This is a genomic window from Dyadobacter linearis (assembly GCF_907165045.1).
GTDB lineage: Bacteria > Bacteroidota > Bacteroidia > Cytophagales > Spirosomataceae > Dyadobacter > Dyadobacter linearis.
On the sequence record NZ_CAJRAU010000006.1, the window covers coordinates 356367 to 370970 of the forward strand.

The window sequence follows — 14604 nt, forward strand, 5'->3', positions numbered from 1 at the left end:
ATGGATTTTTGGCAAAATTTTATTTCTTCAAATGTTGAATATGCTCCGATACATTGCGCATCGTATCAATGTAAATGTCCTTTTCATTTTCTTTCAAATAATGCAGTAACTCGCTGTGCGCCTGGTTGGAGACATTTAACGCGTGCTCTCCGCCCACGCCGTGAAAAAGAAAAACAAGCAACTTCCCGCGCTCTTGGGCTTGCTTAACCAGCCCGATCATTTCCTTTCCCGATTGTTCCACCATCGAATAGCAGTTAATGTCCATCAGCTTCTGTTCCTCAAAAGTGTGCATTTCATGCCTGACAGCTCGTGCGGCTATAAATTCGTTGGAAAGTGTTTGTATAAATTCGCCCTCGGCCACCTTTTTATGTCCGCAAGTGAAGGCGAATGTGCGCTTATCAAGACCATCGATAGACTTCAAAAATGCATTGCACATCCGGATTTCATCCTGGATCCGGCCCATGCTGTATTTGCTGAGATCATACTCCGGCTTCACCCAGCTCATGCCCGGTCCGGTTGCGTCACAGGGATGGTAAAGCGTGTGGTTACCCAGCTCGTGCCCGTTGGCAGCGGCGGCGCGCCAGTCTTTGATCCGGTTACGGGCAGCGTCCGAGGAAGCGGTCAGGTAAAATGATCCCTTCAAACTAAGCGAATCAAGCGCGGGGATTACATTGTCCAAATGGACGTTCAGGGCGTCATCATAGGTTAATACGACCGCACATTTTTTTCCTTTCCAGGGTTTGGTCTCGTCCAGCTGCTGCCCATCCGTGCGAAATGGCGATGCTGGAAGATTTGCAGCATTGTAAAAGTTGATTCCTTCCGGGTTATCCTGCCAGGCATAACGCACGTATTTGGGCGTTGCTACTTTTTCGCTACTTACCTCGACCTGATTTTTCCCAATGATTTTTGCATCAGCCCAAACAAATTTCTCATCATCAGCAGCGACTGCAAACCAGCGTAACGCTTCTCCGTCAATAGACTTTATGCCATCGGCTACATTGTCGAAAGTCAACACAATCTTGTCGCCCGAAATGCTTTGCGATTTCAGTGTCGGGCCGCTGTAAATCACATTCTTGTCTTCGTAAGCCAGGTTTCTGGCAGACAGCGCCAGTCTTTTTCCGATTTCCTTTTTGTTCAGCGGGTGAATGTCATTCCATTCTCCCAGATCGAGCGTGACTGTTACAGCCGTGTTTTTTAATGTCAGTGCCTTGTTTTGCGCTTCGCGAAGCAATGCCATATTGCTTTCCGCGGGAGAAAAATCAATGTCTTCAAAATTAGGAAGTTGCACAACCAGAAATGGCAAATCCTGATCATTCCAAAGGCTACGCCGGTCGTTGATCAGTGCGGGTAAAAAGGCATTGTATGGTTTGGGATCGCCGACATTCGTCTCGCCCTGATACCAAACGAAACCTTTCAATTTCATCGGCAGCACAGGTGCGATCATCGCATTGTAAAGTGCAGCGGGCTGGTTTTGCTCGACGAACGGAATTTGCTGACGATCTGCCATTTCCGCCCGTTCAAAAACCTGTCCGACCTTATATTGCCACGTTCCTTTCAGATCTATTTCCTCACCATTAGCTGTCATGAAATACGACTTATCCGGCACGAAACCGCCCTTTCCAGCTGAATTCGTAACCCGGATCACGAATGTATTTTTGCCAGCCTTCAACAAACTAGCCGGAATTTCATAGCGCCGGGGCGGATACTGGTAAGTTACCCTGCCAATGCTTTTTCCGTTGACAAACATTTCATCCGCATCCACAATGCGTCCCATATACAACTTTACCGGCTTGCCGATCCAGCTTTCGGGCACTTCAAAATCCCTGCGAAACCACACCACACCATTCAGATCTTTCAACCCCTGATCTTCCCAGTAACCCGGAATGTTGAAGTTGCGCCAGCTTTTCGGCTCATATGATTCGCTTTCCCAATGTTCTGCTAGTCCCCGATCTGATAATTTAGGCGTCTTAGGCGTATTGTTAAATGTGCTTTGCCTGCTGCTCTGCACGTAAGCAGTATCTTTATTTTGATTAATCACTTTTTGAATGTCGGCAAAATCCTTGTAGCCGCCTTCGCTGATCCACGCTTCAATCGGCGTGCCTCCTACCGAGCTATTAATGATGCCGATCGGCACTTTATATTGATCGTAAAGGTCTCTGGCGAAAAAATAGGAAACGGCTCCCATGCGCAGCACATCTTTTGGATTTGCCGACTTCCATTCCGCATTGGGGAAATCATCTTGCGGACTGTTAAGATCGGTTAATGTGGGGATAAAAAAATTGCGGATGTCGGGGTAATTGGCTGTGGCGATGTCATCGGGATAGCGTTCTTTCACCCGCTCCATGTTGATCACCATATTGCTCTGTCCGTTGCAAAGCCACACGTCGCCAAAAGCGATATTCTTTATGGTCAGCTGGTTTTTCCCCTTGAAGATCATTTCAAAACCGGTCCCGGCAGACTGTGCAGGCAGCTGAATTTTCCATTTGCCATCCGCACCCGTCACCGCACTGTAACTCTTGTTTTTGAATGTTACCGTCACCTTTTCCTTCGGCGCAGCCCACCCCCAGACCGTAATCGGCTGGTCGCGCTGCAAAACCATGTTGTCAGAGACCAGCTTAGGCAGCCGGACCTGGGCAAATGCATGGCCGGAGACGAAGATCAGTAACAGTAAAAACTTTACAATGCGCATTCGCAGGATGGGTAACAACATTAAGCTTTTCAGAAATTTACAACACCTTCAAAAGCCTTCTTAGGCTTGAAATTCTGATCAAAAAGCAATGGATAATCTTTACGGCCGGGAACCGGGAAGTTATCCAGCCAAGTCGTTTTATCTGAAACATTCCAGAAAGTAACACCTGTAATGGTGCCTTTGTGTTTTCTGAATGTGTCGAAGATCATCTTGTAATGCGCAGCTTGCTTCTGCTCCATTTCTGGGGTAAAAACACTGTTTTCATCGCCGGCCTTTCTTTGTCTGCGTTCATGCTCTTTTTGGTGAACGGAAACGTCCAGTTCCGTGATCTGAACGGCTAGTCCAAGGCTTGCAAATTGCGTGATTGACTTTTCAAGCTCGGCTTGGGTTGGTTCAAAAATAGACCAATGCGCTTGCAGGCCTACGCCATGAATCGGGACATTTTTTTCCTTTAATTTTTTGACCAACTGATAAATTTTCTCCCTTTTTACAGTGCTTTCCGTATTATAATCATTGTAAAAAAGCTTGGCATCAGGATCTGCGGCGTGCGCATATTCGAATGCTTTCTGAATATAATCCTCCCCGATGATCTGGTAAAATTTGGATTCCCTGTAAATGCCTTTTCCCGTATCCGGAACGGCCTCGTTGACAACGTCCCAGGCGTAAATCTTGCCTTTGTAATGCGTCATCACATCGGTAATGTGCTGTTTCAAACGCGCTAACAGTTCGTCACGCGAAACCTGCGCGCCGGTTGAATCTGTGAAGAACCATTTGGGCGTCTGGTTATGCCAGCAAAGCGTGTGGCCGCGCACCTTAATGCCGTTTGTTTCTCCAAATGCAACAATCGCATCCGCATCTTTCCAGTTGTAATGGTCCTTTTCGGGATGGATCGGCCCCATTTTCATCGCATTTTCAGGCGTAATACTGTTGAACTGCTGCTTGATAAGCTCCGCTTCCGGCCCTGCTACGCTTCTCGGCGAAACTGCTACTCCGATTGGAAAATAATCCTTATATGCTTCCTTAAGAGACTTTTGAGCCAGAAGATCTTGCGAAGAAAACAATGCCGCTGAAAGCGCCGCCGTTTTTAGCCAGGTGATTGATGATGAATACATGTCCATATTGACGATAAATGACTGAAATGATTAATGACTGAATTTCTAAACAACCAATGACCTAATGACCCTCTGACCCAATGACTGTTTATTTAAATAACACCTGCGAAAACCCGTGCAAGTCGTGGCGCCAGACTGGCCAGGTGTGGCCGCCGGGATATTCGCTGTATTGGTATTTGATGCCCAGTTCGTCATATTTTGAGAGCATGATCTTGCAGTTTTTGTACGCAATATCCTGCTCGCCGCCCATTGAGATCCAGAAGTTTTTCAGATTGCCATTGATCGCCTGCACATTGTCTTTGGCAAATGCATAATGCGGACCGGATAATGCGTCGTTATTGGCAAACCAGCCGGAACTGAAAACGCCGAGGGACGAGAACATATCGGTGTTTTTGACGCCTGCATATAATGTTTGAATGCCACCCATCGACAAGCCAGCCAATGCGCGGTGCGCTGCGTCGGCTTGTACGCGGAAAGTGCTTTCCACGAAGGGGACAGCGCCTTGTTTTAATTCATTTTCAAAAAGTTTGAGAAAACCATCACCCGCAGTCGACATACTTCCCGGCCCCATCGGGCTGCCTAGGTTTCCATCCATCATCACCACCAGCATTGGTTTCGCTTTGCCTTCTGCAATGAGATTATCGAGAATCAGGTTGGTTTTCCCTTGCGTGGCCCAGCCCCGCTGATCTTCGCCGCCGCCGTGCAACAGGTAAAGAACCGGATATTTTTCAGTGGATTGGTCGTAGCCGGGAGGCGTGTACACATACATTTCGCGCCAGGAGTTGCTGGCTTTGGACAAGTATTTTTTAACCCGGATATCACCGTGCGGCACATCCTTCATGGCATAATAGCCCCCGTTTCGGAAAGGAATTTCGATGCCGCTCGCCATGCGCCCCATGCCATAGAAAGATTCACTGGCAGGATCCGCCAATGCAACACCGTCGATGAGCAGCGAGTAATAATGAAAGCCTTCGCCAATGGAGTCCGTCGTCACCGACCATACACCCGCCGTGTCTTTCACCATATCATACTTTTTACCCAGATCGATCTGCACTTTTTGTGCATTGGGTGCTTTCGTGCGGAACACAACCCTGTTATCCGGCAGGATCTGCGGATATTTTACATTGCGGATGTTGGTTGCCGCAGGTGATCCGAGAATGGTGTATTTGGTCAATGAAGGAACATCGACGGGTTTGAACAAAAATTGAGAAAACATGTACAAACCATTTTTCCAAACTTTAAAATCATGCACACCCGGTTCAATGTAAAAAACGTGCGGGACATTGTTTTCAAACAGATAATCATGTGTCCGTTTGCTGAATGTAATGAGCCTGTCTTCGTCGCCGCATGATAGAAAAAGCAGTTTTAATTTTTTCTTGGCTTCCTCCGGATTCGGCATCAGTTCAGCAGGCGCTTTCGTATTGGGTGCGGAAGAGAACCCTCCTACCCACGCAAACTGATCCAGATTTCCCAAACCAAAGTTGAGTGACTGGCCGCCGCCCATCGAAAGTCCGGCTATCGCACGGTGCTCACGATCCTTCAAAACCGGATATTTACTTTCAACAAAAGGGATCAGATCTTTGAGCAGATCCTGCTCGAACGTAGCAAATGCAGCCACCTTATCAGCCGCCATAATGTTGCCCGTCGCCCTGTCGTCCTTCATGGCCCGGCCATTCGGCATGACCACGATCATCGGTTCTATTTTCTTTTCGGCATACAAATTATCCAGGATCAGCTGCGGATTTCCGCCTTTCAGCCACTCCTTTTCGTCCCCGCCAATGCCATGCAGCAGATAAAGGACAGGATATTTTTTCTTTTTACTAAAACCAGGGGGCGTATAAATCAGCGCCTTACGCTTGTTCCCAACGGTTTTGGAATCATACTGGACCGTATCAATTTTCCCCGCTGCAACACCCGCCTGCGCTGTGTCGTAACCTTTGGGCATTTCTTTCAAAATCTCCTGCGCCTGACTTGCGAAAGCGAGTAGTGCGAGGCACATTGCAATGGGAAAAAGTCGTTTCATGTTAAAAAGGATATTGGTTCTGTACTAATCGATCGGTTTTGATGTATTAAGGCATTTGGAAAGAATCTTCCGCACGCAGACGCTGAGTAGTGGCTGTCGGAAAATTAGCAGGAACGGGGAACGTTACATTACCTGTCGCCAGCCACTCTGCCGCCCTGATAACAGTGGTCTGATAACCAATGCAGCGATAAGCTGGCGGGTAACTTTCTCCTTTCCAAAGATGCCCCAAACTTGAATTGTAAACCCGCCCTTTGCCATATTTCACAACCCATTCCACCGGCCAGGTCCTTTTAGTGCTCGTACTGTCGAAAGCGCATGAAAGCACACGGATGTTTTCTGCCGGTCCGCGGGGAAAATAGTAAACTTCCGTGTTGGCCGTCTGCCACTTCTTGGGATATCCTTTATTAATCGGATGAGGTGTCAGGACCTGAATCAATGCATTGAACCTGTCGCCATGGCCGGTCCCTTTTCCTTCATTTGGTGCGATCCGGGTGATTTTTTTTGCCTCATCAACCTCCAAAGCATATCCTTCGGAAGCCCGCCGCCAACCCAGTCCGATCATTTTATCGTATTCTTTCCAATGGGAAAATGCATTGTTCGCTGAATGCAGAATGTACAAACCACCGCCGTTCCTGACATATTCTTCCAATTGCTTTTCGGCATGAGTTGGCCAGCGCAGATTGGGATTTTGAATGTTGTTGGTATTTTGAACAATCAATGCATACTTGGTGAAATCGGGGTTCCAAGCCCTTCGTTCCAAACTATCCGCAGGAACTGTACTGACCTCCACCAGAAAACGCCCACTTTCTTCCAGTATCCACTTGGTTACGGCCGTAGTTTGTTTCCAGTCATGGTTACTGAACCCATCGACGATCAAAACGCGTATCGGTTTCGGTTTTTGAGCCAGGACATTCAGGGAGACACAGGCAGACAGCATCAAAACAAGACAATTTCTAAGCATCATCGAATTATTAAATTAACCTAAAAAGCACCTGAGATTTATATTGACGGTCTGCTCAAAGCGAGGAACCGCCTTCCCTATTCAAGTGCGCCGATCAGCTCCACGAATGTGCCGTCGGGATCCTGAACCAGGACGAAATGCGAGTCTTTCGTCAGCGGTGTGGGCGTGCTTCCGAGGAAGGTCACATTTTGTTCTTTCAGCCTGTCGATGATTGGTTTCAAGGATTTAACCTGAATGGTAATATACTGCGGGCCCGTATCATCCTGGATGAACTTCGATTTGGGATGGTTTGCCTTTTTGCCGAAACTCATCAGCTTCCAATCCGTGCCTTCGGGGCCGTTTTCAAGTTTCAGAATATTAACTTCAACAGCTTCACCGCCCGTCAAACCACCTCGTTTACCAAATTCTGCATTGATCGTAAAGTTGCCCGTTTTGACCATGCCAATTCCTTTGACATAAAAATCAAGAGAACGCTGCATGTCCGACACCACCACGCCTACGCCGATGGATTTGCTTTTGAAGTTGGATTGTGCGTGAACGAAACCGCCAATAAGCAGCGCAGTAATCGTCAATAGATTCTTAAAAGTGGATATATTCATCAGTTATTTGCTTGTTTTGAAAATGGGATCATTGCCGCTGTATTTCAGGTATTTGAATGAAGCGGAATTAGTTGTTTGGTCACCGGCTGAAGTCGCATACATGCCGAACAAACAGCCGATAAAGCCGCCCGCAACCTCGGTACTCAGGAATTTGGCGTCAACTTTGTCTTTGAGCAGTTCCCAGGAAGCGCCTTTTGAAAAATAAAAACCGTAAGTGTCGCCTTCGGCAACAATGCGCAGCTTAACCGGCTTGGAATCGTCTGAAACAGGCTTTTCGGACACCAATTCCATTTCCTTACCGCCTGCCGCACTCTTAAAAAGCTGCACCATGGGCTTTCCTTCTTTTATTGATTTGCTCAAAAAGTAAAAATGCGATTCGTCCTGAAAAATGGTCAGGCCCGCTTTTTCCTTTTCTGTTTTGGGTGAAAAATCGAGTTCCGTTTCTGCGGTGCAGAACAAATGCTGCTGGCGCTTTCCGATGAATGATGGGTTGTTCAATTCCATGACAGTTTCAGGTTTTAGCTTCATGGTTAATCCCTTTTGCCTGGACAATGCAAAGGAGCTGCTGTCAATCGTCCGCATGAAAAGCAAAGCGGGATCGAGTTTATTTTCGAATGTTAGTGTATAAGCAAAATTGCCAGCCTGCGGAAGCGCGTCTTTTTGTTTTATTTCCTTATAGCTTACTTTATATTGATAATCCACATTCTTGCTAGGCGGGTTAATCACCGGCCAGTCGTTTTGCCATTCCACGGGCGCGATGAATGTTTCGCGGCCTGTGTTGTAATAATTGCCTTCATAAGGTCTTACTGCGAGGAAAATGGCGTAAGTTTTTCCATCCGGGCCATCCACAAATTGTGCGTGACCGGCAGAAGTAATCGGATCCTTGCGATCATCCGGCAATCCTTTTTGTGTAAGTATGGGATTGTTTTCATAAGGAACAAATGGTCCCCAAACCGACTTGCTGCGAAACACGACTTCTGTATGATTAACGGAAGTCCCGCCTTCGGCTGCGTACAAATAATACCAGCCATTTCGCTTCATAATATGCGGCGCTTCGATCCAGACCGGCTTTTTGCTCAGATCCACCCCACCATTAACCAGCTGTTTTTCCTCTCCAACGACTTTCAATGTGGCAGGATCAAGTTCATAAATGCGGATGGTTCTATGGCCGGAATACAAGGGTTTACGATCCGGTGCATCGCTGTTGTAAATAATGTAGGCTTTGTTATCGTCATCAAAAAAGAGCGAAGGATCGATGCCGCGTGCTTGCGGAATGCGGATTGGATTGCTCCACGGGCCAGCTGGATTTTTGGCAGTTACCACGAAGTTTCCATCATGATCAATGTCCGTGCAAGTCACGTAAAAGGTGCCCTTATGATAGCTGATTGCAGGTGCAAAAAGTCCTCTTGTCAGTTTCTCACCCATGAAATCCATTTGCGAAGCGCGGTCAATCACATTGCCGATCTGCTTCCAGTTTTTCAAGTCCTTACTGTGAAAAACCGGGATTCCGGGGAAATAAGAGAATGTTGAGTTGACCAGATAATAATCCGTCCCCACCTGCACGACGCTGGGATCGGGATAAAAACCAGTCAGGATGGGGTTAACCAATGTGGTTTGTGCCGATACAAATTGTCCCAGACAAAGCATGGCAACCAGCGTTGCAGAAATAAATTTTCTAATCATTACAAAAAGGACTAATCAACGAATACCAATAAATTACTGACCAGCAAAAACATAGGTTTTTCCAGCCTGCGTGGGAATGTCATATAGAAATGTTTGCTTCAAATCAGGCGCTGCTGCATTTGCTTTGGGAGAAATGACCGCATTGGCCACTGCTTCATTTTGATAAAATGCATTTGCATTCTGTCCGGAAGCAATTTTCACTGCCTTGTTATCAGCAGATTTTAGTGCGTTCGGCGTGCGTAAGCGGAGGTTGCCGCCTAGTTTGGATTTTACTTCAACCTTCGTGAGCTTGCCTTCTTTCCACTCCATATTTACAACCTCAAAACCGCCTTGCGCAAGTAATCCGCCTATATTTCCAGCTTGCCAAACATCCGGTAATGCCGGGAGCAAATGCACGGAGCCGTCTGCACTTTGCATGAGCATTTCGGTGATTCCTGACGTGCAGCCGAAGTTACCGTCGATCTGGAATGGCGGGTGTGCATCGAAGAGGTTGTTGTAAGTGCCGCCGCCTTCTTTGGAAGTTCCCAATGGCGAAAGCTGACTTTTGATCAATGTAAATGCGTGGTTTCCATCCTGTAATCTGGCCCACCAGTTCACTTTCCAGCCCATACTCCATCCCGTGGACACGTCGCCGCGGTGCAGCAATGTGGTGCGGGCAGCGGAGAACAATTCCGGCGTGCGGTAAGCTGATATCTGGTCTGATGGAAACAGACCGTACAAATGCGAAACGTGGCGGTGGTGATCGTTTGGATCGTCTACGTCGTCGAGCCATTCCTGCAATTGTCCGTGCTGGCCTACGTGCATAGGCGGCAGACGTTTGCGCATTTGTTTAAGTGAATCGGTGAATGCGGCGTCTTTTTTCAGAATTTCTGCTGCGCGGATGGTGCTGCTGAAAACGTCGAATGCGATCTGGTTATCCATCGTCGTTCCGGCGTCCAGCGACGAACCTTCGTGCGCGGCGGGTGCATTTTCGGGAGAACTTCCGGGGTTTACAACCAGCCATTTATACTTGGGATGTTCAATCAAAAAATCCGCGTAGAATGTGGCTGCGCCTTTCAGGATTGGGTAAATTTTGGCCAGATAGGCTTTGTCGCCGTGATAAAGATAATGTTGCCACAAATGCTGACTTGTCCAGCCACCGCCTGCGATCCACATGCCCCAGAATGCGCCGTCGATGGCACCTGTTGCACGCCAGATGTCGGTGTTATGGTGTGCCATCCAGCCCCGTGCGCCGTACATGGTTTTGGCCGTTTCCTTTCCGGTTTCTGAAAGTTCTTCCACCATTTTCAAAAAAGGCTCATGCAGCTCGCTGAGGTTTGTGCGCTCTGCTGGCCAATAATTCATCTGCGCATTGATGTTAATGGTGTATTTGCTGTCCCATGGCGGCATCATTTTATTGTTCCAAATCCCCTGCAAATTGGCAGGCTGCCCACCCGGTTGCGAGCTGGAAATCAGCAAGTAACGACCATATTGATAGTAAAGTGTAACCAGTTCGGGATCATTGACATTGCGGAAGTTTTTGAGCCTTTCGTCTGTCGGTAGTTTTCCCTGGTCGGTCGAGCCGAGATCAAATTTCACCCTTTTGAAATACTTTTGATAAGCTGCAATGTGCGGGTTGAGAATAGCGGCGAAAGATTTGGAAGATGCTTTTTCCAGATACGAAGCCGCGAGCGCGTTTTCATCTCCGCTTACATCATTATAGTTCTTAAAATTGGTAGCAATAGAAACGTAAATGGTCGCTGCATTCGCTCCTTTGACCACTAATAAAGTATCATTAGCAGTTACAGTGCCGCCTTCTGTTTTGATTCTCGCGATTCCCTTGAACCGAACCATTCCTTTTACACCCTCATGATCCTGGGTCGTTCCGGCAATGGTAAGGTCTTTCGAGGCAGTTGTTTTAATCGTTTTGATTTTGTGCAAAGAGGCATAGGAAGCATCAAATGTGAGCTTACCCGGCTTATCAGCAGTCAGCCGGATCACGATCACGCGATCCGGAAAGGAGGCGAGCACTTCGCGGGTGTAATTCACGCCATCGACCTGATAAGTGGTTTTGGCAACCGCCCGCTCAATGTCGAGTTCTCTGTAATAATTGGTAAAATTATCGTGTCCTGGAAATGTCAGCCGCAGGTCGCCCAGCGGCTGAAACATTTGTCCATGTGACTTTTTTGTAATGATGGCTTTGTTGGCAAGCTTTTCTGCTTCTTTTTGTTTTCCGTCAAAAATCAGTTTCCGGATTTCCGGCAAGGCTGCCAAGGCGTCAGGATTATCATTTCGGTTCGGTCCGCCTGACCATAATGTATGCTCATTCAGCTGGATCGCTTCGTTGACAACATTGCCATAGACCATCGCCCCGAGCCTGCCGTTTCCGACAGGCAAAGCATTCTCCCAGGTTTTCCCCGAAGGCTTATCATACCAAAGCTTTTGCACACGCGGCGTTTGCGCGTAGCTCGTAATTGTAATTGCCAGGAATAACAGGTAAAAAAACTTCCTCATAGTGAAATATGAAATTGAAAATTTATTAATGTGTCAATGTGACACTTTAATAAATACAATGGTATGAGGTATTTTAGAAAAAACAAAATTATTTCTTGATTAAAGGCAAGAAAATCGCGTTACAGCAAACCGTGTGCTCCTGTAACGCGATAATTTTTAAGGATTAATCGTTTTGATATTGCCGTTGCTATCCCGGAGCAATTCCCTCACTTTCACATTGCGCAAATGCGTCTTTCCCGAAATGGCTGCATCGTGATAAAAAATATACCATTTTCCTTCCACCTCAACGATTGAATGGTGCGTCGTCCAGCCTTCCACCGGATTCATAATCACGCCTTTGTAAGTGAATGGGCCGTAAGGCGAAGTTCCTTCGGCATAGCACAGCAAATGCGTGTCGCCGGTTGAATAGGAGAAATAATATTTACCATTAAACTTGTGCATCCAGGCCCCTTCAAAAAAACGGCGTTTGGTGTCTGATGCCAGGATTGGCTTACCATTTTCATCCAAAATTTGTACATCCTTCAGAGGCTCTCCGAAAGACAGCATATCTTCGCTCATCACCGCTATTTTGGCACTTAGCGCAGGCTCATTTTCATGACCTTTACCCAAATCCGTCATTAAAGATTTGTCATAAGTCCCTGTATGCCAGCGTTGCAACTGGCCGCCCCAGATTCCTCCGAGATACATATAGCTTTTGCCATCTGTATCCGTAAAAACCGCCGGATCAATGCTGTAACTTCCTTTCATCGGTTGAGGCTCAGCCTTGAACGGACCACTTGGTGATTTGCTGGTTGCCACACCCATCCGGAAAACGCCTTCCTTGTCTTTTACAGGAAAATAGAGATAGTAAGTCCCGTTTTTGAATGCTGCATCGGGTGCCCACATTTGTTTATCTGCCCAGGGCACGTCTTTTACATCCAGCGCCACGCCGTGATCGGTAACTTTGCCACCGATCTTATCCATCGAATACACATGATAATCGCGCATCTGGAAGTGCCCGCCTTCATCGTCCTGAGGCACATCGGCTTCAATGTCGTGGGATGGATAAATGTAAATTTTCCCGTTAAAAACATGCGCCGACGGGTCGGCGGTGTATAAGTCGGTTACCAATGGTTTTACATTGGTAACCTGACAAACACCATTTTGAACACCTAAACCGAACGCCACCACGGACGCCGATATATTTAATAGCAAACTGCGGTTTATCATCATTTGATTTTTTTATCAATATCCAGAATTTTGAGGGAATTTCGGTCCTTCTACAACCCTGTCAATCTGAGTTTGTGGAATGGGGCGGAGCATATTGAAATCTTTCACATAAGTCGCAGCCTCCTGATTCCATTCCTGCACCCGGCGTACAAGCGATCGCGTCCGAACGAGGTCATGCCAACGCTGCCACTCTCCGAAAAATTCGCGGCTGCGTTCGTCGAGGATAAAATCAAGCGTTACCTGCGCCGGGGTGATCGTCAGTGCTGTTGCTGCTGCGGCATTTTCTGCTGTTGAATTGGTTTTTTTGAATGCTGCGCGTTGACGAACCACATTGATCAATGCGGCTGCTTTTATATTGTTACCCGCTTTGAAATACGCCTCCGCGCCCGTCATATACACATCTGAGAACCGGTATAATACAACCGGACGCGTCGAAGGATCGTTGAAATTAGCGCCACGGCTTGGGTCCATGAATTTTTTCAAAGCCGGGAAAATGCTGTTATTCCAAAGACTTGGCGGCACTACAATGCCTTTAAATGGACGATTGCCTACAAATTGCGGCGCACCCGGCACCTCATAATCCGGCAACCAAACGGCAGTATCCACGCCCGGAACCGTTGTATAAGAAATTCCGCGAAGGTTATTCGTTGCATTTGCCTCGTTTTTTACAGCAGTATTTGAAATATAAACCGTGTAAAATGAATTGTTATAACGCGAATCTACATTACGGTTGGTGAATGCCTGATCCAGGAAATAGTTTTTACCAGCCCGCGGTCCGGTAGCGATTTTATCAGAATTAGGACGCATCCGAACATACGGACGGCCATAATACGAGTCACGGAGCATGCCGGAAGTTCCACTATGAACAAATGCACCGGCGGCATTTTTGATCGAGTTGATGCCGCTGTTGTTCGGGTAGTTCCAGTTGGTAAACCACGGGCTCAGGTTTTGCGCCGCGCCTCCCCCAGCCTGTCCGCCAACCTGGTAGTAACCATATTTCGGGTCGAGCACGTGGTCGCTTACAAACATGGTTTCTTTGCCATAATCGTTTGCAGGCACAAATGCATCTCCATAATCCTGCCATAAATCAAGTGCGTAATCTCCCTTTTTGGCGATTATATCATCGCAAATGGTCGCTGCCTGTGTAAAATCGGAAGCGGTGTTGTTCAACCAGCCGCGCGTTAGATATGCTTTGGCGAGCAGCAGTTGTGCAACTGGTTTGGTGGCTGCTTTTCCCAAAAATGGCGCAGTTGGTTGGTTAGGCAAATCAGCGGCTGCTTCGGTCAAGTCTTTAATAATAAGCTCGTAAACCTCCGCTGCCGGCTGACGTGATGCCGCCTGTGAAGGCACGGTAATGAACTCGGTATGCAACGGTACATCGCCCCAGGTCTGCACGAGATAGAAATACCAGAATGCTCTCAAAAACTTTGCCTGCGCCAGATATTGCTTCCGCGTGGCTTCCGGCAAATCAATCGTTGCGCCGTATTGGAGCACGCCGTTCAATGTATTAATGTCCTGAAAAGCAACGCCCCACGCTGCCCCGAAGTTGCTGCTATTGAGACCATTGTACGTATAAGCCGGCCCCCCGCCGCCATTCACGCCTTGAATGAATTCGTCGGTCCCGGCCTGCATTTCCACGGTGAAACCTTCGGTTCCCCACTGGCCGCGAATGTCATTGTAAACCCCGGCGATTCCACCTAGAACGCCCGAGGGGCTGTTGAAATAAGTCGGAACGATCTGTGATTGGGGATGTTCTTCGAGCACTTTTTCGCATCCCGAGCTGAATGAAGCGATCAGGGCTGCGGTGATCAGTATTTTTATGGATTTCATAGTCG

At 47.6% G+C, this 14604-nt stretch carries 9 protein-coding genes; all 9 read right to left on the reverse strand.

Translation table 11 applies throughout. The features are described 5' to 3' along the window. Window positions 1-19: 19 nt before the first annotated feature. The 9 genes from KOD92_RS20660 to KOD92_RS20700 all read right to left on the reverse strand — a co-directional run bounded on the left by KOD92_RS20660 (window position 20) and on the right by KOD92_RS20700 (window position 14599). On the reverse strand, window positions 20-2689 hold the full coding sequence (locus KOD92_RS20660; RefSeq protein WP_215235492.1) for a sialate O-acetylesterase: 2670 nt from the start codon (window positions 2687-2689) through the stop codon (window positions 20-22). A 29-nt stretch (window positions 2690-2718) separates the two neighbouring features. Beyond that, entirely contained in the window at window positions 2719-3801 is a 1083-nt protein-coding gene (locus tag KOD92_RS20665; protein WP_229254774.1) for an endo-1,4-beta-xylanase, read from the reverse strand. An 88-nt stretch (window positions 3802-3889) separates the two neighbouring features. Next, entirely contained in the window at window positions 3890-5824 is a 1935-nt protein-coding gene (locus tag KOD92_RS20670; RefSeq protein WP_215235494.1) for an alpha/beta hydrolase-fold protein, read from the reverse strand. A 46-nt stretch (window positions 5825-5870) separates the two neighbouring features. Further along, window positions 5871-6788, reverse strand: a complete 918-nt coding sequence (locus KOD92_RS20675; protein WP_215235495.1) for a ThuA domain-containing protein — start codon at window positions 6786-6788, stop codon at window positions 5871-5873. A 74-nt stretch (window positions 6789-6862) separates the two neighbouring features. Beyond that, a complete protein-coding gene (locus tag KOD92_RS20680; RefSeq protein ID WP_215235496.1) occupies window positions 6863-7384 on the reverse strand; it encodes a VOC family protein in 522 nt (173 codons plus the stop codon). A 3-nt stretch (window positions 7385-7387) separates the two neighbouring features. Further along, a complete protein-coding gene (locus KOD92_RS20685) occupies window positions 7388-9067 on the reverse strand; it encodes a glycoside hydrolase family 43 protein (protein WP_215235497.1) in 1680 nt (559 codons plus the stop codon). A gap of 33 nt (window positions 9068-9100) precedes the next feature. Beyond that, complete coding sequence (locus KOD92_RS20690; RefSeq protein WP_215235498.1) at window positions 9101-11560, reverse strand: glycoside hydrolase family 95 protein; 2460 nt, start codon at window positions 11558-11560, stop codon at window positions 9101-9103. Window positions 11561-11716: 156 nt separating this feature from the next. Beyond that, window positions 11717-12772, reverse strand: a complete 1056-nt coding sequence (locus KOD92_RS20695) for a glycoside hydrolase family 43 protein (RefSeq protein WP_229254775.1) — start codon at window positions 12770-12772, stop codon at window positions 11717-11719. Between the two features lie 12 nt (window positions 12773-12784). Further along, a complete protein-coding gene (locus KOD92_RS20700; RefSeq protein WP_215235499.1) occupies window positions 12785-14599 on the reverse strand; it encodes a RagB/SusD family nutrient uptake outer membrane protein in 1815 nt (604 codons plus the stop codon). Window positions 14600-14604 lie beyond the last annotated feature (5 nt).

Excerpts from the sequence above, each read along its gene's own strand:
- KOD92_RS20665 (WP_229254774.1), bottom strand. The coding sequence starts at position 3,801 with ATGTATTCATCATCAATCACCTGGCTAAAAACGGCGGCGCTTTCAGCG.
- KOD92_RS20660 (WP_215235492.1), bottom strand. The coding sequence starts at position 2,689 with ATGCGCATTGTAAAGTTTTTACTGTTACTGATCTTCGTCTCCGGCCAT.
- KOD92_RS20685 (WP_215235497.1), bottom strand. The coding sequence starts at position 9,067 with ATGATTAGAAAATTTATTTCTGCAACGCTGGTTGCCATGCTTTGTCTG.
- KOD92_RS20675 (WP_215235495.1), bottom strand. The coding sequence starts at position 6,788 with ATGATGCTTAGAAATTGTCTTGTTTTGATGCTGTCTGCCTGTGTCTCC.
- KOD92_RS20680 (WP_215235496.1), bottom strand. The coding sequence starts at position 7,384 with ATGAATATATCCACTTTTAAGAATCTATTGACGATTACTGCGCTGCTT.
- KOD92_RS20690 (WP_215235498.1), bottom strand. The coding sequence starts at position 11,560 with ATGAGGAAGTTTTTTTACCTGTTATTCCTGGCAATTACAATTACGAGC.
- KOD92_RS20700 (WP_215235499.1), bottom strand. The coding sequence starts at position 14,599 with ATGAAATCCATAAAAATACTGATCACCGCAGCCCTGATCGCTTCATTC.
- KOD92_RS20695 (WP_229254775.1), bottom strand. The coding sequence starts at position 12,772 with ATGATGATAAACCGCAGTTTGCTATTAAATATATCGGCGTCCGTGGTG.
- KOD92_RS20670 (WP_215235494.1), bottom strand. The coding sequence starts at position 5,824 with ATGAAACGACTTTTTCCCATTGCAATGTGCCTCGCACTACTCGCTTTC.